Here is a 24473-nt window from a genome sequence, read left to right on the forward strand (position 1 = left end):
TATATCTTCTAGCCGGAGGTATAATCTATGACATTTTGGCAATTTGCATTTAAAAACGTCACGCGCAACTCGAGAGCTTATTTTGCTTACTTTGTAAGTAGTTCCTTTTCCATTGCTGTGTTCTTTTCGTTTGCTGTTTACTTATTCCATCCGAAATTACAAAACTTTGACATGACCTCTGAAATTTCAGCATTAATGATATTTTCAGAAGTAGTAATTGTATTTTTCTCTTTCTTCTTTTTACTATATTCCATTGGTACTTTTTTAAAAGTTAGAAAAAAACAATTTGGTATTTTGACCATTTTAGGAATATCGAGAAAACAATTACATCGTCTTATTTTTATGGAGAATATGTTAATCGGGATTTTATCTATCTTTTTCGGCATGCAGTTTGGAGTTGTTTTTTCTCAATTTTTCTTATTAGTAACAGCCAAACTTACGCATGTTCCAGGAATATATTTATACGGGCCTACTAACGCGTTTATTTTAACAACCATTGTTTTCCTTAGTCTTTTTATCATTGTATCTGCATTCACACCAATGCTTATTCGTACAAAAAAAGCAGTACACCTTTTAAAAACAAATGGTGGAAAACAAAAAGAAAGAAAACCATCCATACTTGTTTCATTATTTGGTGCGATTTGTTTATTTGGTGGTTATACGTTAGCTGGAAATCCTAAATATTTCGTATCAGTAAGCCCGCAAATCGGTGTTATATATATGGTTTCAAGTATTTTCGTTATCCCAACGCTTGTTACAATTGGAACATATTTCTTCTTTTCACAAATTAGTTTCTTACTTATTTATATTTTAAAGAAAAGAAGGAAGTTTTATATGAAACGGATTAATATGCTTTGGATTTCGGATTTAGCAAGCCGTATTCGAACGAATATTAATATGCTGTTTATTGTAGCGATGCTATCTACAATTGCTTTCACAATGATTACGTTTCTATATGGATTCGGGAAATTTATTAAGCTAGATGTGAATAGAACTTCTCCTTTTCCAATTTCTTATTTTTCTTATGATGCGAACCCTTTTGTTACAGAGCATTTAAATTGGCTTGAGCAACAATTACAAAAAGAGCATTTCCCCTATCAAAAAATAAAAGCTGATATATATGAAACACCACTAAAAGAAGATAAAGATATAGCTATTTATAATGACGTATACGCAATTAAGCAAAGTGACTATAACAAACTTGCATATTCTTTACGAATGAAACAACTATTTATGGATGATAACGAAGCATATGTGCTTACAGGGACATCTTATATCACCATATTCAACGAATTTGAGCAAAGCTACAAAAGAGATTACATTACACTCTCTAGTACAAATACGAAATTACGAGTGAAAGGCTATGAGCATGTGAATGCAATTCCATCTGGCTTTTCATATCAAACGATAGTTTTGCCTGATGTTATCGTAAATAACTTACCTAGCACCGTAAAGCATATATCAGCATACAATTACAAAATTCAAAACTGGGAACAGACATATGAAATTGCTGATAATTTTATAGAAAAAGTTCAAAAAGATCGAAATAAATCCCAGTATGAAGGACCTCTTATTCGTTCCTTTGAATCAGCAGGATCGTTATACAAAATAACATCAGGCAGTGCTGCATTTTTCCTAATTGGGACATTTTTAGGAGTTATTTTCTTCATTGGAGCTGGTAGCGTTCTTTACTTTAGAATGTATACGGATTTGACGAACGAACAAGAGAAATATATAACGATTTCTAAAATCGGTGTAACAGATACAGAGATGAAACGATCTGCAACCATTCAACTTAGTATTTTATTTTTCATTCCGTACATTATGGCATCCATTCATACAATGTTCGCAACAAAAATGCTACAAGATGTAATTGGTTTATCTCTGTTCAAAGAGGTTTCAGCCGTTCTTATTATTTTTGGATTCGTTGAAATCGTATTTTTCGTATTCATTCGTTCACTTTATATGCAAAAATTATCACAATACACGAGTGGACAAAATATTTAAAACAAACTTGATGAAAAGAGTATTTCTTATGCTCTTCTCATCTTCACCCTATCAGGAGGTTCAGGTGAATGACATTTTGGCAGTTTGCATTTAAAAACGTGACGCGGAACGCCAGAGCTTATTTCGCCTATTTTGTAAGCAGTGCGTTCTCCATCGCAATCTTTTTCTCATTTGCAGTTTATTTATTTCATCCTAAATTGCATATGACAGACGTGAATTATTCTCTGAACATATTAATGACAATTTCAGAAGTTGTCATTGTGTTCTTTTCATTTTTCTTTTTACTGTATTCAATCGGGACGTTTTTAAAAGTACGAAAAAAACAGTTCGGGATTTTAACAGTACTTGGCATATCCCAAAAACAATTAAAGCGACTCATATTTATAGAAAATATGTTAATTGGTGCTCTTTCTATATTTTTTGGCATTCAACTTGGAGTTGTCTTTTCACAGTTCTTTTTATTAGTTACCGCCAAAATTACACACGTACCTGGTTTATATTTATATCCGCCTACAAGTGCTATCGTTTTAACTATCATCATCTTTCTCGGGCTCTTCATTCTCGTATCATCTTTTACACCGATGCTCATTCGCACGAGAAAAGCCGTACGTCTTTTAAAAGAAGGAAAACAACAAAAAGAAAGAAAAGCATCCGTGCTCATCTCTCTATTTGGTGCGGCATGTTTAATAACTGGATATGTATTAGAATCCAATCCATTATATTTTATGTCGTTAGGCGATATCATTGGGCTTTTATATGCCGTCTCTAGTATATTTGTTATTCCATCGCTTATTGCAGCTGGAACATACTTTTTCTTTTCACAAATTAGTTTTTTACTTATTCGTATTTTAAAAACGCGAAGAACGTTTTATATGAAACGAATTAATATGCTTTGGATTTCGGATTTAGCAGCGCGCATTCGGACAAACATTAACATGCTTTTTATTGTAGCGATGCTATCAACACTCGCTTTTACAATGATTACATTCTTATACGGTTTTGGGAAATTTACAAAGTTTGATGCAATTAGACAAAACCCTTTCCCGTTCACGTATTTATCACATACTGAAAATACATTAGCTGATGAACATTTAAACTGGTTAGAGCAGAAATTTAATGAAGAGCATTTTACTTATACGAAATTTAAAACGGATATATATGAAGTATCTTCAGCTGAAGATAACACGCAGCTCTATTACGCAATTAAACAAAGTGACTATAATGTACTTGCTAAAGCATTAAATTGGGAAAAACTCACGGTAAATAAGAATGAATCTTATATTCTTATGAAAGACTTAGATGATCAAGTTATTGGAACACTTCACAATGAAGAAAAGAAAAATACTCTTACACTTACTCAAAACAATTTACAACTACAAGTGAAAGAATATAAAAGTTATAGCCCATTCCCAAACAGCTTAATATACCAATTACTCATACTATCTGATGAAAATGTAGAATCCTTATCCACAGTTTCCAAACAAATGAGTGTATATAACTTCAAAGTTACAGATTGGGAAAAAGCACATAATATCGGTTCATCGTTTATAACAAAAATTGATAACGATAATGCAGCAATTCAAGCAGAGCATCCACCTTTCCATGCAAGTGAAGCGAGCGATTCCCTATATAAGACAAAACTAAATGTCGCTTCGTTCTTCTTAATTGGTACTTTCTTAGGTGTTATCTTCTTTATCGGTGCTGGTAGTGTTCTTTACTTCCGAATGTATACAGATTTAACAAATGAGCAAGAAAAATATATAACGATTACGAAAATTGGCTTAACTGAAACTGAAATGAAACGTTCAGCGACAATTCAGCTTGCGATTCTTTTCTTCGTGCCTTACATCATGGCGTCAATCCATACGATGTTTGCGACAAAGATGCTACAAGAAGTTTTACATCTCTCGTTCTTCGCTGAGATTACAGTCGTACTGTTGATTTTTGGAACAGTTGAAATTTTATTTTTCCTTTTAATTCGTTCCTTTTATATGCAAAAATTATCACAACATATCAAGTTTTAAAAGTAGAAAGGTGATTACTATGGAAGAAGTATTACACATAAAAAACGTCTCAAAAGTATATGAGGGAAAAGTCCCTCATACTGCTTTAAAAAATATAAATTTACACGTAGATAAAGGGGAATTCGTTGCCATTATGGGTCCATCTGGTAGCGGGAAATCTACATTTTTAAACGTTATTTCTACAATTGATTCTCCTACTTCTGGTGACGTCGTTATTAACGGAAAAAAACCACACACATTTCGTAGAGAGAAGTTAGCTATTTTCCGCCGCCAAGAGTTAGGATTTGTTTTCCAAAACTTTAACCTACTAGATACACTAACAATCGGTGAAAATATCGTACTACCTTTAACATTAGATAATGTTCCATTAAAAGAAATGGATGAAAAGCTTGATAACATTTCAAAAAAGCTTGGAATTGATCATATTTTGGACAAACGTATTTTTGAAGTTTCTGGAGGACAAGCACAGCGTACTGCAGTAGCACGTGCTGTTATTCATCACCCTTCTCTCTTACTAGCCGATGAACCGACAGGGAATCTGGATTCAAAAGCCGCTATTGATGTAATGGAGTTATTTACGAAATTAAACAAAGAAGAAGATGCAACGATTTTAATGGTTACGCACGATCCGTTTGCAGCAAGTTATTGTAACCGTGTTATTTTCATTAAAGATGGAGAGCTTTACAATGAACTGCACCGCGGATTATATCGCGAGAAGTTTTATCAAGAAATATTAGATGTTCTAGCCTTATTAGGAGGAAGACGTGGATGACGTTTTGGCAATTCGCATTTAAAAATGTCTCACGTAATTCAAAAGCATATTTCGCCTACTTTGTAAGTAGTGCGTTTTCTATCATGGTTTTCTTTTCATTTACTGTATACGCGTATCATCCACGCTTACAGAGTGTACAAAGCTTTCAAGAACGTGATCCTCTAATGAATTTAGCTAGTACAGCACAGCTTGTGATTGTTATGTTCTCGTTCTTCTTTCTCTTATATTCAATTGGAACATTTTTAAATGTACGGAAGCAGCAATTCGGGATACTCACTATTCTTGGTATCTCACAGAGACAATTAAAAAGATTGTTATTTACCGAAAACATGATAATTGGGATATTATCTATCTTTATCGGCATTCAAGGTGGACTTGTATTTTCTAACTTTTTCTTATTAGTCACTTCGAAATTAACAAACGCGAAAGGTCTCTATTTATATTGGCCAACAGAAGCGATTATCGTTACAACCGTAACGTTTATCATTTTATTTTTAATCGTTTCTACATTTACACCAATGTTTATTCGTACTCGAAAAACAACGAAGCTTATTAAGGGCGTTAACAAAGAGAAGAGCGAAAAAAAACCATCTATACTCATTTCACTATTTGCTTTAACTTGTTTAGGACTATGTTATTATATTGCCGGTTATCCGCAAGGCTACATAACGGAAAAAAATGCACAAAATGGATCTGTATTCTTAATTATGCTATCTATTTTACCGCTTGTAGTGATTGGGACGTATTTATTTTTTTCACAAACATTTCTTCTCTTTATCTATATTTTAAAGAAACGAAGAAAGTTTTACTTAAAACGAATAAATATGTTATGGATTTCAGATTTAGTTTCTCGTACACGCAGTAATATTAATGTACTCTTTATTGTTTCTATGCTATCTGCACTTGCATTTACAATTATTATCGGGTTATTTGCTGCAAACAATAATACGAAAGCACCCATACTAGAACGATATCCAATACCATTCACCTATACATCAGAAGGTGTTAATGCATTTGAACAAAAGCATATTACTACGATTGAAACTGAACTTACAAATGCTAATTTTCAATATGACAAATATAAGTTTACCGTTTTAAAAGATACAGCTTCAAAAGAATCAATTGCCATTATGAAAATGAGTGATTATAACGCAATAGCACAGCAATTAAACAGACCAAAAATCACTCTCGATTCTTCACAAGTTTATAATATTTCTCGCTATTCACCAGCGTTATTAAATCTCGTGTCTAACCCATTTGCGAAGCAGAACACAATTACACTTGGCTCTAATAAAAAGGAATTTCAAATTAAAGGTTTTATTAATAGAGGAATTGAGCCTCCCTTTGCATTACCTCACTTAATTGTGATGCAAGATGAAGTAATTGAAAATATGATTCCTCATATTGAAACAATTACAGTCTATAACTACTTCGTGGAAAATTGGGAAAATGCAATTGTCCCAACAAAAAATATATTAAAAAGCTTAGATCATGATGCAGAAATTTTGTATGAAGCACATAAAAATGAAGAAAATTTCATTAAACCATTTTATATTTATACAGCTACGGATGAACTCGTTCATAGTAAAGGAAATGCAGTCGCTCAATTCTTTATTTGGGCATTTCTCGGCTTTATTTTCTTTATCGGAGCAGCTAGTGTTTTATATTTCCGTATGTATAATGACTTAACAACTGAAAGACAAAAGTATATTACGATTACAAAGCTTGGCTTAACTGAATCAGAAATGTTTCGCTCTGCAACGATTCAATTAGGAATTTTATTTTTCGTTCCTTACATCGTTGCTGGTGGTCACACATTATTTGCGGTTAAGTTTTTACAAAGCATGTTTTCTTTCTCCTTACTAAAAGAGACATGTATCGTACTCACCTTTTTCGGGATTATCGAGATCATTTTCTTCTTCTTAATCCGTTCTCTGTACATTAATAAATTATCACAGCATATAAAAATATGAATAAAATAGCCTTGTGCAATATGCACAAGGCTATTTTCAATAGTTTTTAATAATTAGCAGCAATATCCACCGTAGCCGCCTGCATAACCGCCGTAACCACCATAGCCACAACCGCCGCCTCCGCCGAAGCAGCTAGCACCGATGATAATTAATAAAATAAACAATACGATTAGAAGCGCAAAACCGCCTCCGCAACCATGTCTGCGGTTACAATCATCATGTCTGTGTTCACACTTTTCGCTCATTACCCTATTCCTCCTTTAGTATCATTCATAACAAGTTCACCTTGCTCTAAATGAGGGGATTCCATTTATATTATGTTTTCAGGGCGAATAGGAAGCTTGGCTTACCTAAAAACGGGCTTGTTTTAGGAATTGGGCTTAATCAAAAAAAAGATACCTATTCAGGTATCCTTTAAAGAAACATATTCAACAAAAGAGCAAAACCAAATGCAATAAATGATAACAATGTTTCCAGCACCGTCCACGTTTTAAATGTTTCCTTCACCGTCAAACCTAAATACTCTTTTACAAGCCAGAACCCTGCATCATTTACGTGAGAAAACATTAATGAACCTGCACCGGTTGCAATAACGAGAAGCTCTAAATTCACACCAGACATGTGCTGAATAACTGGTGAAACAATCCCTGCTGCTGTCGTTAATGCTACTGTAGCTGAACCTGTTGCAATTCGAATTAAACCAGCTACCATGAAAGCTAATACGATTGGTGATAACGAAATATGTTCTGCCATTTGTGCAATAGCTGTTCCAACGCCGCTTTCAATTAATATTTGTTTAAATCCACCGCCTGCACCAATTATTAAAATAATAGAACCGACAGGCAATAAACTTTCATCTGTTAATTTTTTAATCATCTTTTTATTAATACCTTGTTTGATACCAAGTAAATAAAATGCTGCGAAACATGAAATAAGTAAGGCGATTACTGGACTTCCTATAAATACGAAAAATTCAGTCAATTTTTTCGGTAATGAAATATATGGTGCAACTACTGATAAAATCATCAATACAACTGGTAATAAAATAATAAAGAATGAAACTTTACGACTTGGCAAATCAGTTGATACTGTCGTAACTCGAACAAGCTCCGGTTCATTTTCAGGTATAACCCTCTTATGTACCCACTTTGCAAATATTGGGCCTGCTATAATAGCCGTCGGTAACGCGATAATTAATGAATATAAAAGTACCTTTCCTAAGTTCGCGTTATAAATACCGATTGCAGTCATGGCACCTGGATGCGGAGGTACTAGCCCATGTACGATAGATAATCCCGCAATAACAGGTAAAGCAATTAATAATATGTTTTGCTTCGTTGTTTTTCGAATTGAAATTACAAGTGGTAATAAAATAACAATCCCTACTTCAAAAAAGACGGGAATCCCTATAACAAAACCTGCAAATAACATAGCCCAAGGTAATTTTTTTACGCCGAAAAATCGAATAAAGAAATCTGCAACTTGCATGCCTGCTCCTGAATCAGACATCATTTTCCCGAGTATAGTTCCAAGTGCCAAAATACCAACTAAATGACCTAGTACACTACCAACACCAGTTTCATAGGCAGCCACTATTTTCGTTAAGTTCAGTCCAGACATAATAGCTAAAAACAAACTCGCAACTGTTAAACTAATAAATGCATGCCATTTCCACCATGATACCCCTAAAATAACAATTGTGATCGCAAGTAACGTGACGATTAATAAGTATATATCCATCTCTCATTCTCCTTACTTTTATCCCGATTGGTGTGGGCTAATAATTAGTAGGTGATGCCCTCCTCCACTAATTAAAGTTTTACTTTATAAAAAAAGAGGGAACATCCCCTCTTTTTATACGTCATAATTCACTACATAATGCTGCATTTCTGTATTGTAGTAGCCTTCGCTATATTCAATTACTTCGCCAACTTCATCATAAGAATAGCGCATACGTTTTAATAACGCTGTTCCCTCTTTTTCACCTAGCGCTTCTGCAACGAAGCTAGGCGCAAGCCCAACAGCGAATTCATCTCTGAAGTTTTCTAAATGTATACCTCGGTCTTCAACTAAATCATAAAGCGATTGTAAATCAAAGTCCGATAAATCTGTACTTGCCATTCCTGCTGAGAAATAGTGCGTATAATGAATGTACGGTGCATCATTTAACGTATATAAACGTTCGATACGGAAACTCTCTTTCCCGAATAATCGAAATGGCACTGTTCCTTCTTCATTATGCACGACTTCTGCTTTTAGCAATTTCTTCTGTACTTTATATCCTTCTTCCACTAATACTTCTGTAAATTTCTTACCCTTTGACAGTTTTGTCGCAGAAGTATTACGAATCACTTTCGTTCCTTTACCACTTTTCTTTTCCAAGTATCCTTCTTGAGCGAGTTCTTTAATGGCATTACGCACTGTAATCTTACTAACTTTGAACTCTTCTTCTAATTGCGGTTCTGAAGGAATATTCGTATGAATCGCATATACGCCATGCAATATTCGATCACGAATAATATTTTTTATTTGTAAATATAATGGTCCTTTTTTCCTCGTTACGTTCACTGTTACACCCACTACCTTTCTACATCACCTACTGATGCCGTCATCGCCCGAAGTATATCTTTCTCTGATGACATTGGCGTATCACCGACGATTGTATGTGCTAGCATTCCAGCTGCTGACGCAAATGAAACAGCTTTCTCTGGTGCAAACTCTTCTATCTCGCCATGAATAATCCCGCTCGTATAAGCATCTCCAGCACCTATTCTATCATATACAGAAAACGTAAGTGTTTTTGCAAAAGTGAACGAACCATCTTTACATATAAACCCGCGAAGCCAATGTGTATTATCACTGTTAATAGAGCGATGAGTACCAGCGATTGTAGCGATATGATACGTTTCAGCTACCTTTGGAATGAGATCCAGCAGCTGCGCCTCACGCTCCGTCTCTTCTGTTTTCATCCCAAGAACGAACATCGCATCTTTTTCATTCATCATAACGATATTAGCAAGTCCTAGCATTTCTTCATAATGCGGTTTTGCCTGTTCATATCCGTCTTCTCCCCAAAGTGAGGGACGATAATTACAATCAAAAACGACGGTTCCTCCGTTTTCTTTAACTGCTCTCGCTAAAGATTTCATATGATGACGTACAGTATCATTCATCGCAAGTGTAATACCGCAAAAATGAACGATATCAATTTCCTTTGCGATTTCTTCAAATTGATACATTTCTTCACATGCCGTATTGAAGCTACTTTCTAATCGATTCGAATATGTAACGCGGCTTGCACGTGCACCGAATCCATTTTCTAAAAAATACATACCTACATATTTACCGCCTCTTGAAACAAGAGAAGTTTGAATCCCTAACTTTTGAATGTAAGATACAGCTGCATCTCCAACCGAATTTTCCGGTAAAGTTGAAATAAGAAGCCCTTCATGCCCTAAGTGAGAAAGTGCCGCTACAACATTCACACCTGTACCTGAAAATGAGTAATTTAACGTGTTAGCTTGCGACAACAATTCATATCCAGGTACTTGCAGGCGCATCATTACTTCGCCGAACGCTGCAATTTTCTTACGCATATTGATCAACTAGCTTTTTCACGACTGCTAATAATTCACGAACATCTTCTACTTTCGTATTACCAGTTTCTTTATCAATAATAGAAGAGTAGACGTGCGGGATAACTTGCTCTACATTTGCCTCAAGCGCAATACGTACAATTGTTTCAAAGTTTTCTTTATCAATTCCACCTGTTGGCTCTAATGCGAATCCTTCTTCTGCACAAGCTTTCGCAACTGCGCGATATTCTTCTTCGTGAGCTAGCCCTTTCATTGGGAAGTATTTCAATGAATTTCCGCCCATATCACGTACAAGTGCGATCGCTGTTTTAATTGGAACGATTGCTTTTTCTTCTCCAGCCGCACTAATTGGGCCAGTAGAAATATTTACGTAACCTACTTTTCCTGTTGGTGATACTAAACTATTAATCCAGCTATCTTTTTCGCCGAGATTTGCACGCGTTGCTCCAACTGAAGGGAACACTTGGTTAATATGGCTACCAGGATAATGCTTCGCAATTTCAGCCACAACTGCTGCTTGGCGATTATCTCCTGCGCCTAGTCCGATTGATACAGCGTCATCAATTTCTTTTCCGTATGCTTTCATAGCTGTAACAGCTTCTTCTACTGTTGGATAGTCTTTTGATAACACTCCCACTACTACATAACCTTCTGCTGCTTCAAAAATATCTTTCGCATTTTGGATATTGTTTGCTAATACATTTAATGCTACGCGCCCTTTATAAAAACGTTTTTGAATGTTTGTCATTTTAGTTTCCCCCTACAATTTCTCTCAATTTTTCTTCAATCACATGTATGTCATCACCTTGAAGTGGACGTGGATCAATATCAAAGAATCCTTGTCTTACTCCGTAATCACGTGTATAAATGGCGATTTCCCCTTCGCGTAATGCAGTCACAACATCTCTTGCTGATTTGTTTAACTCTTTCTCGTTAATATGAATACGAGCTCTAAAGATTGCTCTTCCAGCTTCATCTTGAACGATCGTTACATTTACACCATTTAATTCTTTTAGCGGCATAAGTACTTGTAGCAATTCTTTTTCTTGCTCGCTCTTATCTTCTTTTACTCCGTACTCATCAAGCGCTTGAAGTAAGCCAAAAGTTGTCTCTTTCCCGACTTTCATACTTCTTCCGATGCAATGTAATTGCACTTTCAGCCATTCGATATATTTTCGTTTACCGCCAACAATACCAGAAGTAGGTCCTTCAATTGCCTTTGAACCACTATAAATGGCAAGGTCTGAATACTTCACATATTTTTGAATGTCTTCTTCAGCTGCCGCATCAACGATAAGTGGTACGTTATTTCGCTGCGCTACTTCCCATGCTTCTTCAACAGAAATCATATTTTTTTGCACTGCATGATGTGATTTCACATAAAGAATTGCTGCTGTATTTTCGCCAATCGCATCTTCAATATGTTCTGCTTTCCCTTCATTTGCGTAGCCAACTTCAACGAGTTTTCCTCCACCTAAGTAAATCATCGTTTCAACAGGAGCACCGTATTGAACGTTATGACCTTTTAACATAATCACTTCGTTTTTCGCGATTACTTCTTGATGAAGTCTTTCACTTTTACGGCGATTTCCTTCTGTAACGATACCAGCGATAGAAAGCGCAATTCCGCTCGATGCTGAATTCACAACGACCGCTGCCTCTGAATCTAGAATTCTCGCAATATGGTCTCCTGCTTTATCTACTAAATCAGCAATTTCCACATAATTTTGTCCACCATGTTTCATCGCATCCATTACTGTATCTGTAGGAGCAGATACACCTAAAATACTCATTCTACCGCTCGCATTAATCACTCTTTTTAATCCGTACTTAGCATTCAATGAATGACCCATTCATTACAACCCCTTTCGTATCAATTCTTTTTTCAGCAATGCGCTGATCCCCTTCTGAATCAATTAACGTAACCTTCTCATCTTTAACCGTAAATAAAGTTAAGTTTGCAATATCCCCTTCTTGAATACGGCCAAGCTCTGGTTTCTTAAGCCACTCTGCCGCATTTTTCGTAACCGCATCAATCACTTCTTCTAGTGGATAACCTAAGTAAAGGAATTTCGAAAGAACGTGAGCCATACTATACACTGGACCATGTATACGATTCTTCCGGTAAATATCCGTACTAATTGTATTAAAGGCAATATCGTGACGCTTCGCCGCTTCTGCTACTTTAAAAGAAAAGCTAGCATTACCGTGACCAACATCTAACTGCACGCCGCGATTCACCGCATCTAACAACACAGGTAGCGGTTTCCCTTCTTCATCAAATAAATTATTTTCTTTCCCGTTTAAATAATGTGTAATCACATCATCTTTTTCTAAAAGAGGTACAACTTCCTCAATGTGAGGAGGCGCTGAACCGATATGTACCATAATTGGTAATGATGTTTCACGAGATAAAGAGCGTGCAACATGAAGCGGTTCAATTCCGCTATCACAAACGACACTTTTACTCATTCTCGCCTTTAACCCAACGATTACATCTTTATACTTTTCTACTGCTTCTATCACTTTCTCTTTATCGATCCATTCCATATTGGATAGTTCATCAATTCGTTTCAAACCGATGCGAGAAATATTTAAAAAGGCAAATAAATTCGTTTTTGCCTGCTCTCTACTTTTTACTAAATCTGCAATACGATCAGCTCCGCAGCTACCCGCATCAACAATTGTCGTTACCCCTTGCTTAACGCCAATTTCATCCACCTCATCGCCATACGGATCAAACTCCGGAAAAGCATGAACGTGCAAATCAATCCAGCCACTCGATACGTAAGTACCTGAGTAATCAAGAACCTTTCCACCTTCGCCAGCACCAGCTTTCGTCACCTGTGCGATTTTATTATTTTCAATTACAATGTCAATCTCTTCCCCGTTCACACGTTTCACATTACGTAGTACGAATCGTTCTGTCATTGTATTTCCACCCTTTTCTATAAGAAGCCATAAGAATACGCTTACATTTAAGTTTCATTTTTTATATCTCTTTCACACGTTTAGCGTAACATAAAAAAACGGAGAAGTAAATATAACGTTATAATGTTTAAAAGTAAATAAAAAGATGCTCCTCCAAAATGCTAATAGTATAGGAAATTATATCAACGATTTTTTGAATATATCTATCATAACTTACAATATATCAACGATTTTTCAATTATATCTATCATAACTTATAATATATTAACGATTCGACAAAGAATATCGATTTACCGACAAAAAACGTCACTTCCTTTCTTATATAAGAAAAGGCTGTCCCAAATGGCACAGCCTTTTTCTCTATTCCTGAACCGTCACAATAACCCCATCCATATTGTTCCCGGAAATTTCATACTGCTTGTTTGCTGGAACGTTCACTTTCGTATTCTCAGAAACTTTATAATAAGAAACAGTATATTTCTTACCTTCTACTTCAGTTGAAACCTCTTTTTCCTCTTTTAAAAACTCTAAATATTCCTCTAGTGTAAAATTCTTTTTTTGCATAATTGCGCTATGAGGTAGGCCGACATAACGGATATGCCATGGCTCATATTGAATTCCAGTAATGTTACTTTTATTTTTCGGATAACGTAATACAAAGCCATGCTTCCATACGTTCTCTTCAATCCATTTTCCTTCAGGCGCTTTCTCCATTTTCTTTTGAGTAGACCCAATGTCCAGTGATAATCCTAAATTATGTTCACTGTATCCTGCTGGAAGTGCATAATCAGATCCCATTTTTTCATATAGCTGTTTTTGCTCTTGGAAATCTCTATAACCACTACTAATCAAAAAATGGTTAACACTTTCTTTTCCAGCCGCATCGACAACGTTCAAAAACTTTTTCACAACATCCTTTGATAAACGAAGATTTCTATCAAATATTACATAACCTCTTACTAATTCACTATTATGATTTACATTTATAATATCAGACCTAATACTATCTTTTTTTACTGGATAATCCCTGTTAACTAATAATAAATCGCCCTTATAAATTTGTTCCTTCGTAATCTCTTTCCCCTCGGTGTTTGCCGCCTTTACTAGCTCATCTTTCCCGACAATTTTAACATCGATTTCCTTTTGAAATAACGGTGATATATAAACGCCTACACATACTGTGAATGCTATAAAAAAAGAAATAAATACCCACTTTTTCATTTCTAGTTCCTCCTTAACGTAACTTACGTATAGAATAGAAAAAACTATTAAAATAAAAAGTGGGGTAAAGTTTAAATTTTTATTAAATTGTTACATTCTCGTCTTTTGGCAATCGTACTTCAAATAGCGTTCTAACTACATTGCTCTCAGCAGAAATCGTACCGTTATGTTGCTCGACAATATTTTTCGCAATGAATAGTCCTAGGCCAGTCCCGCCACGGTTCTCAGTTCTCGCTTTATCACCTGTATAAAACATATCAAAAAGATACGGTAAATCTTCTTCTGGAATGCTATCTCCATAATTCATAATTTGTACGACAACTTCTCCATTATCAACATATCCATTCATATCAACAAATTGCCCATCATACCCGTAACGAACGGCATTTGTTAACAAGTTTTCAAATACTCTAGCTAACAATTTTCCATCACCGTGCATCGGTAAATGAGGAGCCACGTTCAATCTAGCTTCTAAATGATGTTTTTCTAATAACGGATACAATTCCTCCTCTAACTGTATAAGCAACTCACTTATATCGATCGGCTTTTTATCCAGCTTTAGCATGCCATAATTCATACGTGTAATTTCAAATAGCTCATCAATTAAACTTTCCAGTCTTTGCGATTTTGTATATGCAATTGTGGAGAAATGTTTAATTTGTTCTTTTGTTAAATTTTCATCTTTAAGAATTAAATCTAAATATCCTAACACGGATGTTAACGGTGTTCTTAAATCATGAGCTAAATTCACAACGAGCTGATCTTTACTACTTTCAGCAAAATCTCCTCTTTCAACAGCTTCTTTTAACTTTTCACTTGCAACATTTATTTCACGCGCGATATTTCCAAACTCATCATTTGATGAAACTTGAACTTTATTCGTAAAGTTACCGTTCGCAAGATGATGAATCCCATTAGAAATTTCATCAAAGTATTTTAAATACGGTTTTGTCAAAAAGAAGAAAAAGATAATAGATAACGGAATAAAGAAAATTAAAAAGAAGTTAATGTCTCCAAATTCCCTTACCATTGACCTAAATTGTGCTAAAGGCTCTTCGTAGCGAACCATCGTTTTATAATACAACTGCAATCCTTTATAAATTATATAAGTTACAGTTGCTGCAAGCACCATACTTAACGCAAATAAGGCAATCATTTTAAATCGAAAACTTTTCATCATATTAGCCATTGAAAGTATAACCTACTCCCCACACTGTTTTTATTAATTTATCCTTTCTTTTATCTTCTCCAAGTTTCTTCCGCAAAGTACGAATATGTACCATTACTGTATTTCCACCTTCATAATAATCATCCGCCCATACGTGCTGAAAAATATTTTCCACATTGTATACTTTCTTCGGATGACTCGCTAATAAATATAAAATATCGAACTCTTTCGGCGTTAATTCAATTTGTTCACCATACACATCAACCGTCCTGCGCTCAGGATTAATTACGACTCCGCCTATTTCTAAAGCAGATTTACTCTCCACTACTTTCGGGTGATTTAACGTAAAAAACCTACGCAGTTGTGCATTTACACGTGCAACTAATTCTATTGGTGTGAAAGGCTTCGTCATATAATCATCCGCACCTAGTACAAGACCTGTCACCTTATCAAAGTCCGAAGTTTTCGCGCTTAAAAAAATAATCGGCATATGATGTTTCGCGCGAATTTGACGCGTCACCTCATAACCATCCATTTTCGGCATCATAATATCTAAAACTACCAAGTCGATTGGCTTCGTTTCAATAATATGAACTGCCTCTTCCCCATCCGCTGCTTTCACAACATGGTACCCTTCTTTTTCTAAATGTATCTCAATTAAATCAGCAATTTCCGCCTCATCATCAGCGATTAAAATTGAAATGCGTTTCATTTTACTCCCCCTTTTTCATTCCATTTTTATACGCTCGATTGTAAACTAGTCTATCCAATTTGTACAATACGAAAAGGCTACTCGTTAAAGTAACCTTGGTAAATAAAATTATATCAGCGATTTTCCAATTATATCGACTTACCGACAATGAACGACAAAATCCTCTCGCTATTTGCGGGCATCCTAATGAAACTTCCATTTACCGCTCAAAAACAATCCGCTGCTTCGTAAGTTCTTCCAATCTTTCGCGGTCAACTTTATACTCAGCTTCAACACTTTGCGGTACAATCACTTTCCCGCCCTCAAGCGTCACTTCCGGTGAAATAATATCCCTCTGCCAATGTCTACTAGAAGCGGATATATCACCAGGAATCGTAAAGTTCGGCAATGAGGCAAGAGCAACATTTTGCGCTCGTGAAATCCCCATTTCTACCATACCACCGCACCAAACTGGTATGTTATGCTCCATGCAATAATTATGAATTTGAACCGACTCTGTTAATCCGCCTACTCGCCCTGGCTTAATGTTAACGATGCGGCAACTACCAAGCGTAATCGCAACGCGCGCATCTTCTAAACTATGGATACTTTCATCTAAACAAATCGGCGTTTCAATTTTCTTTTGCAACTCCGCGTGATCAAGAAAATCGTAATCCGCTAACGGTTGTTCAATCATCATTAATTGGAATTCATCTAGTCGTTTCAGCCTCTCCGTATCCGCTAATGTATACGCTGAATTCGCATCTGCCATTAGCGGGATATGCGGAAACTCTTTTCGAATTTCTTTTAATAACTCATAATCATGCTCTGGCTTTATTTTCACTTTAAAACGCTCGTATCCTTCTTCGGCGTACTTCTCGATTTGTTTTAACATAACCGGAATTGTATTGATCCCAATTACAACGCCGACTTCAATTTCATGACTAGTTCCGCCAAGTACTGTCGCTAGCGATTTCTTTTGACGCTTCGCATATAAATCCCAAACAGCCCCCTCTATTCCGGCTTTTGCCATTCGGTTTCTTTTTATATGTTGAAATAGACCCGGTACCTCATTCGGATGAGAAATTTCAGCCTTTAATAAATCAGGTATTAAAAAGTCTTGCAGTACATGCAGCGCTGTCTTCACCGTTTCTTCCGTATACCACGGTTCAGAGAATGCAACGACTTCCCCAAATCCGATGTACCCGTCCGTATCCTCTAATTCAATAACGATACTCTCACGCTTTTCGTAAGTCCCGTAGCTTGCAGCAAACGGGATTACGAGTGGCATTTCCGTTATATACAGTGTCGCTTTTTTTATTTCCACCTACATCTCCTCCACTAATTGTCTTAACTCTCGTCTTAACAATTTTTTCGAAGCGTTACGTGGTAATTCCTCTAAGAAACATGCTTTCTTCGGCACTTTATATTTCGCTAATTTCTCCTCGCAAAAATGAAGAATTTCTTCTTCTGTTACCGCCCCGCTTTTCACAACAAAAGCAGCTGGTACTTGTCCCCATTTATCGTCAGCCATGCCGACAACACCAGCTTCCGCTACTGCCGGATGAGAAAGCAACACTTCTTCAATTTGAGCTGGATATATATTCTCTCCGCCAGAAATAATTAAATCACTGCGGCGATCTAATACGTATAAAAAACCTTCTTCGTCTAAATAACCAAGGTCGCCAGTATGAAGCCATCCGTTTTGAATAGTCTCTCGCGTCGCATCTTCACGGTTAAAGTAACCGCCTGTTACGTTCGGTCCTTTTACTACAATCTCACCTTCCGCAAATGGTGGCACTACTACGCCATCTTTTTCAATACGAAGTTGGCACTGAAATAGTGGTTTTCCAGCTGATCCTACTTTCGTTAACATGTAATCTGCGGATAACGTACAAATTTGCGAAGATGTTTCTGTCATACCGTACGTTTGATATACAGGAATCCCTTTTTCTACACATGCTTCTAATAGTGGTTTTGGCGCTGGTCCTCCGCCAAGTAACATGCATCGTAAAGAAGATGGATATGTCTCTGCCCCAAGTCGCTCTAATAAATCAGTTAACATTTTAGAAACGACAGAAATAATTGTTACTCCTCTTTTTTGAAGTGCTTTATGAATAAAATCAGCATCATATTTCGGAACAAGTAAAATACGCATGCCGTACATAATGTTTTTCATTAAAAGAGATAGCCCGCCAACATGGAACATCGGCATGCAGGCTAACCAACAATCATCATCACGAAGTCCTAAATTAAGCGACGAACCGACTGCGCTTGCCCAATGATTGCCGTACGTTAAAATAACGCCTTTCGGTTTGCCTGTCGTCCCAGACGTATAAATAATTGTCATCGCTTCTTCTAAAGAAAACTCTTCTTGTATAGAGGCTTCCTCTTTTGGTCCATTCATCACTTCGGCGAATGAATAAACAGGAACATCTTTAGCATCAAAATCTTGATCCGTTACTAAACAAACAACTTCAGCATCATCCATTTGCCAAAGTAGCTCTTCTCTTGAAAGACGCGTATTTAAAAGCACAGCTACTGCACCTACATAAGATAGGGCGTGAATAACTGTAATCATCTCCATACCATTTTTCATCAGAACAGCCACCTTTTGCCCTCGCTCCACTCCAACATGCGTGAGGTGTTCACAAACAGATACTACTTTTTCATGTAGCTCCATAAAAGTAACTTTCTCTTCCTCTATTTCAATTGCAGTTCGATCTGGTGTTAAAAATGCACGTTGCATTAACCAATTTGGCATCGTCTCCATCATTCATTCTCCTTTCATGAAAGAAAGAGACTTGATATGATATCAAGTCTCTTAGTTGTTTTGTTTCCGGTTTAATCTCATCTAGCTACGCCTCCTAGACCCTTCCGTCTAAGAACCTTCCGCACGAGAAAGTAAAAAACACTTTCTGTGCGAAAGAACCTTAGCCAACGGGGCTAAACAGTCGGCTCCGCTTTTAAAACATCCAGCTACAGCAGCTAGAATGTTCGGTGGCTTCACTTCTTCCTACGAGGCAAAAAACGCCTCTACGTCAGAAGCTCCATCCCCCTCACATTCTAAGCGAGCCGCTTTCGCTTTTGATCACGGGAAACGAGGGAATTGACCGAAGTCCGGACTGCGTTTTTCTTTGAATGCGTCGCGACCTTCTTTTGCTTCGTCAGTTGTGTAGTACAATAACGTTGCATCTCCAGCTAGTTGTTGAATACCAGCTAGACCGTCTGTGTCTGCGTTGAATGCAGCTTTTAGGAAACGAAGTGCCATTGGGCTGTTTGCTAAAATTTCTTGTGCCCATTGTACTGTTTCTGCTTCAAGCTCTTCTAATGGTACTACTGTGTTTACTAAGCCCATATCAAGCGCTTCTTGTGCATTGTATTGACGGCATAGGTACCAAATTTCACGAGCTTTCTTGTGGCCTACCATACGAGCTAGGTAACCAGCTCCGTATCCACCGTCAAAGCTTCCTACTTTAGGACCTGTTTGTCCGAATACAGCGTTGTCTGCAGCGATTGTTAAGTCACATACGATATGAAGTACGTGTCCACCGCCGATTGCATAACCTGCTACCATTGCGATAACTGGTTTAGGAATTGCGCGAATTAGACGTTGTAAGTCTAATACGTTTAAACGAGGGATTTGGTCGTCACCTACATATCCACCATGACCGCGAACTTTTTGGTCGCCGCCAGAACAGAATGCACGTCCACCTTCACCTGTTAAAATGATAACGCCAACATTTGCATCATCACGAGCTTGTGCAAAAGCATCGATTAACTCCATTACCGTTTTTGGACGGAATGCGTTATGTACTTCAGGACGGTTAATCGAAATCTTTGCGATACCATTGTATGTTGAATAAATAATATCTTCGTAATTGCCTTCTTTTACCCATTCAATAGCCATTACAACTACCTCCTTGTATATTTCTGATTTCACCTATAAGTGTGGCTTCCTTCTTGCTGAAAAAAGTATCACTGCATAGTTTTTAGAAATCCCTTTACTATTGTATCAAACTTTTCCGGTTGTTCCACATGAATTGCATGGCCAGCACCATGAATTTTGACAAATTTCGCATCAGACACGCATTTTCCGATGTTTTTTAATATGCGGAAGAACTTTTCATCATATTCTCCGTTCATTAAAAGAACAGGTATTTTTAAGTTTTTCAGCTCATCCCACCATGAAGGCTGAGCCCCAGTTCCCATGCCGCGCAAGCTATTTGCGAGCCCTTTTGGGTTGTTAGCAAGCCTCTCTTTTTGTACCGCTTCTTGTACGTTTTTTGCTAAACGTTTTTGCGTTTCAAAAAGTGGAATATCTTCCCATATGGATACAAAACTTTCTATGCCTTCTCGCTCAATTTTATCGGCAAGTCGATCATCTTTTTCACGACGTTCTTTTCTATCCTCTTCGTTTTCGAGCCCAGCTGTACAGTTTTCTAATAAAAGAGAGTGTACATAATCTGGATATAGACATGCCATCGTAATCGCTAATCTACCGCCCATTGAATAGCCAAGTATATGTACTTTTTCAATATGAAGGTAATCTAATAGTTCTTTCATTTGCAATGCCACATTTTGGATGTCATAATGCGTCACATCTTCAGGGCTTTCCGTTTTTCCGTGCCCAACAATATCTACTAAAATGACTTGAAACTGCTCGCTCCAAGAAGGAACGAAGGAACGCCACGTTTCCATGCTTCCCGTAAAACCATGAAGAAGTAGAAGTGGTTCCCCGCTTCCAACTACTTCATATTCATACGATACACCTTGCAGTGTTACGTTCATTTTGATTCACCTTGCAACGATGTAGTAATTACGTCCTGTGTTTTTGCCCATAACGTACGGTGCAATGTTAAGTTTTCATCACGGTTCGTACAAATTTCCACAACGTGTAAACCTTTTGTCGTTGCTCCCTTTTGTACTTCTTCACGGAATTGCTCCCAACCATTTACACGGCTAAATGAACCACCGTACATTTTGACAACGTGCTCATAATCAAGTCCAATTGGTGTTCCAAATAATGATTCAAAATGTTCCTTTTTCTCATATTGTGGTAAGAATGAGAAAATACCCCCGCCATCATTATTTACAACGACAATTGTTATGTTTAATTCATGTAATTTCGCTGCTAATAGCCCATTTAAATCGTGATAAAATGATAAATCACCAATCACTAATACAAGTGGATCGCAAATAATGCTCGCTCCTAAAGCTGTCGAAATGATTCCATCAATACCATTTACGCCACGGTTTGCCATCACATGGATGTTTTTATCCGATGTGAAGAAGAATGAGTCTGTATCACGAATTGGCATACTATTGCTCGCAAATAACGTTGCGTCTTCTGGTAATACGCGCACAATATCTGTAATAACCTTTCCTTCAAATGCAGTTTCATATGTTTCCATTTCACGAAGCGTTTCCTTCGTTTTTTCGTTTATATGTTGCCACATTACGAACCAATCATTCTTCTTCATAACTGGCATTTTTTCTATTACTGCCTTGCAGAATTCAATGTCACTTGCTTGCACAACTTCTGTCGCAACAAGAGCTGGATCTCTCCATTGTCCTGATTCATCGACAACGATATGAACTGCTTTCGTTTGTTTTTTTATGAACTGCGTTAATGATTTAGAAACAGGCATACCACCAAAGCGAATTAACACGTCCGGTTTCCATTTTTCTTTTAACTGCTCATTTCGTAAAAATGTATCATAACAGTCAATTACCATCGTTTTATCGTGGTGTCCGCTACGAATATTAGAAAGTGGGTCTGCTAATATAGGATAGCCAGTTTTTTCAGCTAGTTGCGTTGCAAACATTGCAATTTCTGAATGACTATCATCTCCACAAATAATAAGCCCCTTTTCCATATGTGAAAGGCGCCCTACAAGAGAATCTACATATTCACTCGGCATCGTCACGTTTCCTTGCTGAACTACTCTTGTATATTCACTACGTCCTTTATCCCATAAGCTTTCTAGTGAGAAATCAGGGATAAGTGGCTCGCGAACTGGAAAATTAAGATGAACAGGACCCTGCGGCGCTAAACAAGCATTTGCTACTATGCGCTGCGTCGTCATACGAGCGTAATGATACATCGCTTCACTCGCTTCTGGCAGTGCCATCTCTGTAAATTGTTTCACAAAAGTACCGTATAAATTAAATTGATTCATTGCTTGTGGTGCACCCACATCTCTTAATTCATGCGGTCTATCCGCTGTTAAGACGATAAGCGGGACCCTTGAATGAAAAGCTTCACATACAGCTGGATAGTAATTAGCTGCTGCTGTTCCTGACGTACATAATAATGCTACTGGGCGTTTTTTCGCTTTCGCAATACCGAGCGCGAAAAATCCAGCTGATCTTTCATCTACATGTAAATATGTGTTCATTCCTTCGTGTTGTTCCATTAGTAAAGCAATCGGCGTTGACCGTGAGCCTGGACTAATGACAACATCACATACATCTAGACGCGTCAGTTCATCCACGAACGCGCCTAAATAATATGATAATGCTTCTATATGATTGTTCATTTCATTAATTCCTCCAAAGCACCAAGCATCGGTCTAAACTTCAAACTTGTTTCTTCATATTCAAGCTGCGGGATTGAATCAATTACAATACCACAACCGGCAAATAAGGATGCTTTCTCGCCGTTTAATAATCCGCAGCGCAGCGCAACCGCAAATTCACCATTTCCTTCATCATCTATCCAGCCAATCGGTGCACCATACAACCCTCTGTCTAACAATTCAACATCACGGATCAGTTTCATCGCTTCCAAACGAGGTGTCCCGCCAAGAGCTGGTGTTGGATGTAATTCTTCTACCATTGTTAAAAGACTCGCATCGCCTTTTGCTTCTACAGGCGTATATAAGTGAATTAAGTTTTTCGTTGTTAATAAACCTGGGCTTTCCGGAATATTAACGTATTCGCAATGTTCATTTAGTACCGAGCGGATCATGTTAACGACATAACCATGTTCAGCTAAATTCTTTTCATCATGAAGAAGCGCATTACTATTTCGTTCACTTTCTTCTATAGAATGACCATGACCGATTGAACCAGCAAGACACATCGATGTAAATTTCTCATCTTCTTTGCGAATTAATCTCTCAGGCGTCGCTCCTAAGAAGCATGCTCCTTTATAATCAAAAGAAAATACGTAACAATCCGGTTGACCAATGCGAAGTGCTTCTAAAACAAGAGCAGAATCAATCGAATGGTTCATCTCTACTTTTAGTTCCCTCGCCAATACAACCTTCTGCACGTTACCCTGCTTCATCTCATCTTGTACTTTTTCAATTGCTTTCATCCAGCCTTTCGGATCCACTTCTACTTTAGAAATAACAGTTAATTTCGATCCGTTTAGCGCACATTTACTCTCCTCAAAAATTTTCTCTTCTAAAGAAATCATTTCATTATAAACAGTTTCTGCACAATCTGTTGCTGCAACAAATGTATTCATCGTTAACCATGCTTTTTCATTTTTTACAGTTAATAAAAATGCTGGTAGTGAAAATGTCGTATCTTTAAATTCTTTCCATAGGTCCGTTTTCTCTTTTTCTGGATCAAATGAAAAACCACCAAATAAAAGCGGACCCGTTCCAAATTCATATTCATCTCTTTGGACAAATGCATTCTCTTTTACTTTCTCCCACTCGTCACGAGCGGTTTGAAAGCGCTTATGAGAAGAATTTGCTATAGTGAAAACAGAGCCAATTCCTGCAAATATTACATGCTGAGCCGGGTCTGCAAAATAACATCTATTTTCGAATGAAATCCTTTTTCCTGCTGCATAGAACAGAAGCGGATCCACCCAGTCTATTTGTTTTACAAAACTAACCAATGTTTTTTCGTTAGTTGCACGCTTGATAGCTGCAATAAGAACTTCTTGCAAGCCTTTTTGTTTCGTTTGAATCACAATTGTCTCCCCCCTATGGGCGAAAAATAGTCATAATTACGCTTGATTTTAAGATACACCTCAAACGAAAGGCCTGTCAACGTTTAGCATTTCTGAGAAATTCACCTTCTCTTCCTAGAAAATAAACGTTGACACTAAATGATGCTTTTTCTACACT

20 protein-coding genes are annotated in these 24473 nt (G+C 37.1%); 4 read left to right on the forward strand and 16 right to left on the reverse strand.

The genetic code is table 11. The features are described from left to right. Window positions 1-27: 27 nt before the first annotated feature. From MHH27_RS25130 to MHH27_RS25145, 4 genes are all read left to right on the forward strand, one after another. Entirely contained in the window at window positions 28-2007 is a 1980-nt protein-coding gene (locus MHH27_RS25130) for an ABC transporter permease (protein ID WP_098566991.1), read from the forward strand. 68 nt (window positions 2008-2075) lie between these two features. After that, entirely contained in the window at window positions 2076-4031 is a 1956-nt protein-coding gene (locus MHH27_RS25135; protein ID WP_075717293.1) for an ABC transporter permease, read from the forward strand. 19 nt (window positions 4032-4050) lie between these two features. Further along, the gene (locus MHH27_RS25140; RefSeq protein ID WP_000393250.1) at window positions 4051-4803 is read left to right on the forward strand and encodes an ABC transporter ATP-binding protein; all 753 of its coding nucleotides are present in this window, start codon (window positions 4051-4053) and stop codon (window positions 4801-4803) included. Continuing rightward, complete coding sequence (locus MHH27_RS25145; RefSeq protein WP_340944492.1) at window positions 4800-6776, forward strand: ABC transporter permease; 1977 nt, start codon at window positions 4800-4802, stop codon at window positions 6774-6776. Before MHH27_RS25140 ends, MHH27_RS25145 begins: the two co-directional genes overlap by 4 nt. A gap of 53 nt (window positions 6777-6829) precedes the next feature. Here MHH27_RS25145 and MHH27_RS25150 read toward each other — a convergent pair whose 3' ends face one another. The 16 genes from MHH27_RS25150 to MHH27_RS25225 all read right to left on the reverse strand — a co-directional run bounded on the left by MHH27_RS25150 (window position 6830) and on the right by MHH27_RS25225 (window position 24316). Next, complete coding sequence (locus MHH27_RS25150; protein WP_001290392.1) at window positions 6830-7021, reverse strand: YjcZ family sporulation protein; 192 nt, start codon at window positions 7019-7021, stop codon at window positions 6830-6832. Between the two features lie 169 nt (window positions 7022-7190). Continuing rightward, on the reverse strand, window positions 7191-8516 hold the full coding sequence (gene gntP / locus MHH27_RS25155; protein WP_000356187.1) for a gluconate permease GntP: 1326 nt from the start codon (window positions 8514-8516) through the stop codon (window positions 7191-7193). Window positions 8517-8630: 114 nt separating this feature from the next. After that, window positions 8631-9356 carry a GntR family transcriptional regulator gene (locus tag MHH27_RS25160; RefSeq protein ID WP_069356377.1) on the reverse strand — a complete coding sequence of 242 codons (726 nt, stop codon included), beginning with the start codon at window positions 9354-9356 and terminating at the stop codon, window positions 8631-8633. Then, a complete protein-coding gene (locus MHH27_RS25165; RefSeq protein ID WP_090976782.1) occupies window positions 9356-10372 on the reverse strand; it encodes a sugar kinase in 1017 nt (338 codons plus the stop codon). Before MHH27_RS25165 ends, MHH27_RS25160 begins: the two co-directional genes overlap by 1 nt. Further along, on the reverse strand, window positions 10365-11120 hold the full coding sequence (gene dagF, locus MHH27_RS25170; protein WP_078401182.1) for a 2-dehydro-3-deoxy-phosphogluconate aldolase: 756 nt from the start codon (window positions 11118-11120) through the stop codon (window positions 10365-10367). Before dagF ends, MHH27_RS25165 begins: the two co-directional genes overlap by 8 nt. A gap of 1 nt (window position 11121) precedes the next feature. Next, complete coding sequence (locus MHH27_RS25175; protein WP_000510109.1) at window positions 11122-12225, reverse strand: DgaE family pyridoxal phosphate-dependent ammonia lyase; 1104 nt, start codon at window positions 12223-12225, stop codon at window positions 11122-11124. Next, window positions 12203-13303 (reverse strand): amidohydrolase/deacetylase family metallohydrolase, encoded by a 1101-nt coding sequence (locus MHH27_RS25180; RefSeq protein WP_340944496.1) that lies wholly within the window; start codon window positions 13301-13303, stop codon window positions 12203-12205. Before MHH27_RS25180 ends, MHH27_RS25175 begins: the two co-directional genes overlap by 23 nt. Before the next feature lie 360 nt (window positions 13304-13663). After that, a complete protein-coding gene (locus MHH27_RS25185; protein WP_000759402.1) occupies window positions 13664-14524 on the reverse strand; it encodes a D-Ala-D-Ala carboxypeptidase VanY in 861 nt (286 codons plus the stop codon). A gap of 82 nt (window positions 14525-14606) precedes the next feature. Next, on the reverse strand, window positions 14607-15713 hold the full coding sequence (locus MHH27_RS25190; RefSeq protein WP_000002599.1) for a sensor histidine kinase: 1107 nt from the start codon (window positions 15711-15713) through the stop codon (window positions 14607-14609). Continuing rightward, window positions 15706-16404, reverse strand: coding sequence for a response regulator transcription factor (locus tag MHH27_RS25195; RefSeq protein ID WP_000822508.1), 699 nt, complete (start codon window positions 16402-16404; stop codon window positions 15706-15708). The genes MHH27_RS25190 and MHH27_RS25195 overlap by 8 nt, the downstream gene beginning before the upstream one ends. Window positions 16405-16603: 199 nt before the next feature. After that, complete coding sequence (menC, locus tag MHH27_RS25200; protein WP_097821660.1) at window positions 16604-17710, reverse strand: o-succinylbenzoate synthase; 1107 nt, start codon at window positions 17708-17710, stop codon at window positions 16604-16606. Then, window positions 17711-19156, reverse strand: coding sequence for an o-succinylbenzoate--CoA ligase (locus tag MHH27_RS25205; RefSeq protein WP_141532542.1), 1446 nt, complete (start codon window positions 19154-19156; stop codon window positions 17711-17713). Between the two features lie 318 nt (window positions 19157-19474). Continuing rightward, the gene (gene menB, locus MHH27_RS25210; RefSeq protein ID WP_000963881.1) at window positions 19475-20293 is read right to left on the reverse strand and encodes a 1,4-dihydroxy-2-naphthoyl-CoA synthase; all 819 of its coding nucleotides are present in this window, start codon (window positions 20291-20293) and stop codon (window positions 19475-19477) included. 68 nt (window positions 20294-20361) lie between these two features. Next, a complete protein-coding gene (gene menH, locus MHH27_RS25215; RefSeq protein WP_098236103.1) occupies window positions 20362-21174 on the reverse strand; it encodes a 2-succinyl-6-hydroxy-2,4-cyclohexadiene-1-carboxylate synthase in 813 nt (270 codons plus the stop codon). Continuing rightward, the gene (menD, locus tag MHH27_RS25220) at window positions 21171-22925 is read right to left on the reverse strand and encodes a 2-succinyl-5-enolpyruvyl-6-hydroxy-3-cyclohexene-1-carboxylic-acid synthase (RefSeq protein ID WP_069356386.1); all 1755 of its coding nucleotides are present in this window, start codon (window positions 22923-22925) and stop codon (window positions 21171-21173) included. The genes menH and menD overlap by 4 nt, the downstream gene beginning before the upstream one ends. Then, a complete protein-coding gene (locus MHH27_RS25225) occupies window positions 22922-24316 on the reverse strand; it encodes an isochorismate synthase (RefSeq protein WP_098250691.1) in 1395 nt (464 codons plus the stop codon). Before MHH27_RS25225 ends, menD begins: the two co-directional genes overlap by 4 nt. Window positions 24317-24473 lie beyond the last annotated feature (157 nt).

The sequence above is a fragment of the Bacillus sp. FSL L8-0152 genome, from assembly GCF_038006365.1.
GTDB classification, from domain to species: Bacteria; Bacillota; Bacilli; order Bacillales; family Bacillaceae_G; genus Bacillus_A; species Bacillus_A cereus.